This is a genomic window from Kitasatospora sp. NPDC127035, assembly GCF_042726075.1.
Taxonomy (GTDB): Bacteria; Actinomycetota; Actinomycetes; order Streptomycetales; family Streptomycetaceae; genus Kitasatospora.
Genome location: NZ_JBHXDN010000023.1, coordinates 22,243 through 24,057, shown reverse-complemented (window position 1 = coordinate 24,057; position 1,815 = coordinate 22,243). Strand labels below are relative to the sequence as shown.

General features: G+C 73.9%; 2 protein-coding genes. Both read left to right on the top strand.

Annotated elements, in window-relative coordinates; translation table 11 throughout:
* Positions 1–154 precede the first annotated feature (154 nt).
* Positions 155–727 carry a 3'-5' exonuclease gene (locus tag ACFWIC_RS18100; protein ID WP_329950088.1) on the top strand — a complete coding sequence of 191 codons (573 nt, stop codon included), beginning with the start codon at positions 155–157 and terminating at the stop codon, positions 725–727.
* A gap of 119 nt (positions 728–846) precedes the next feature.
* Positions 847–1,671, top strand: coding sequence for a lipase family protein (locus ACFWIC_RS18095; protein WP_380519366.1), 825 nt, complete (start codon positions 847–849; stop codon positions 1,669–1,671).
* Positions 1,672–1,815 lie beyond the last annotated feature (144 nt).

The window sequence follows — 1,815 nt, the reverse complement described above, 5'->3', positions numbered from 1 at the left end:
CCGCCGTCCGCTCAGATCCGGTCGGGGGGGCCCCCCCGCCCCGGCCCCCCCCGCCCGGGGGGGCGGCGCCCCGGGGGGGTGTGCCACCCCGGCGGGGGGCGCGGCGGCAGGAAATCCGGGTGACGGGTGGCCGTCGTCTCCCTACCCTCGGGGCATGAAGAGTGTCGGGGGACTGCTGAACGTCGTGGACGTCGAAGCGACCTGCTGGGAGGGACAGCCGCCGCCCGGGGCGGTGAACGAGATCATCGAGATCGGGCTGACCGTCGTCGACCTCGGGACGGGGGAACGGGTCGGGCGGCACCGCATCCTGGTGAAGCCCGCACGGTCCGCCGTCAGCGAGTTCTGCACGGAACTCACCGGGCTGACCCAGGCCGAGGTCGACACCGGCCTCGACTTCGCCTCGGCCTGCCGACTGCTCGCCGCCGACCACCGGGCCGGGGCCCTGCCGTGGGCGAGCTGGGGCGACTACGACCGGAAACAGTTCACCCGGCAGTGCAAGGCCACCGGCACCGCGTACCCCTTCGGGCACCGGCACACCAACGCCAAGGCGGTGTTCACCGAGGCACACGGGCTGCGCAAGCGCCCCGGGATGGCCCAGGCCCTGGAGATCGCCGGGCTGCCGCTCGAAGGACGCCACCACAGCGGCGAGGACGACGCCTGGAACATCGCCGCGCTGGTCCTCGGCCTGGCCGCCCGGGGCGCCTGGCCCGGAGGGACGGCCGGTTGACGAGGGCGCGGCCGTACGGGTGGTTCCGGAGCCGGACGGTTCGTGTTCGTCCGTGTGCGGCGCTAGGTTGCTGGGCGACCCGCTGAGGCCCACTGAGGCCCGCTCCCCGGAGGACACCGATGGCCATCCCCGCCCTGGACCACTCGACGACCGGCTACTCCCTCCCGCACGCCTACTGGATGGCGCAGGCCGCCGGACTGGCCTCGCTGGACCGGGCCGGCATCAAGGAGACGGCCCGGTCCTGGGGCTTCGACGAGGTACGGCACTTCGAGTCGACGCACCGGATGCCGTTCCCGATCGAGGACACCCAGGCCTACGTCATGGCCGGCGACCGCATGATCGTCGCCGGATTCCGGGGCACCGAGGTGCTGAAGATCCGTGACTGGCTCAGCGACGTCAGCACCCCGCCCGTCCCCGGCCCGGCGAACAAGGGCTTCGTGCACTACGGCTTCCACCAGGCCCTGCAGTCCGTCTACCCGCAGATCCGCGACACCGTCCGCGACCTGCGCACGGACGATCAGACGGTCTGGTTCACCGGCCACAGCCTCGGTGGCGCGCTCGCCATGCTGGCCGGCGCCCGCTGGTACTTCGAGGCGCCGCAGCTGCTGCCCGACGGCGTCTACACCTTCGGCCAGCCCCGCACCTGCGAGCGGCTGCTCGCGGGCGCCCACAACACGGCCTTCAGGAACCGCTGTTACCGCTTCGTCAACAACAACGACATCGTCCCGCAGCTCCCGCCGGAGCCGGTCTTCACGCACGTCGAGGCGCTGCGCCACTTCGACGCCGACGGGAGGCTCCACGAGCGCATGCCGCTCGTCGCCGGGCTGAAGGACCGCGCCAAGGGCGTGCGCGCCGACCTGTTCGCCCCCGAGACGGACGGGATCAAGGACCACCACCTGCCCAACTACCTGGCCGCGTTCGAGAAGAACCTCGCCCAGGTCTGACGGGAGCCCCGCCGAGGCGTGGACCGCCTCCCGGCGTGGCGGGAGGCGGCCGTCCGGGCGGTCGGCGCCGGCCGGCGGCGGCCCGGACGGGGGTGCGGCGGGCGGGGGCCCCGGGGGGTGGGCGGGGGTGTGGGGCCTGCCCGC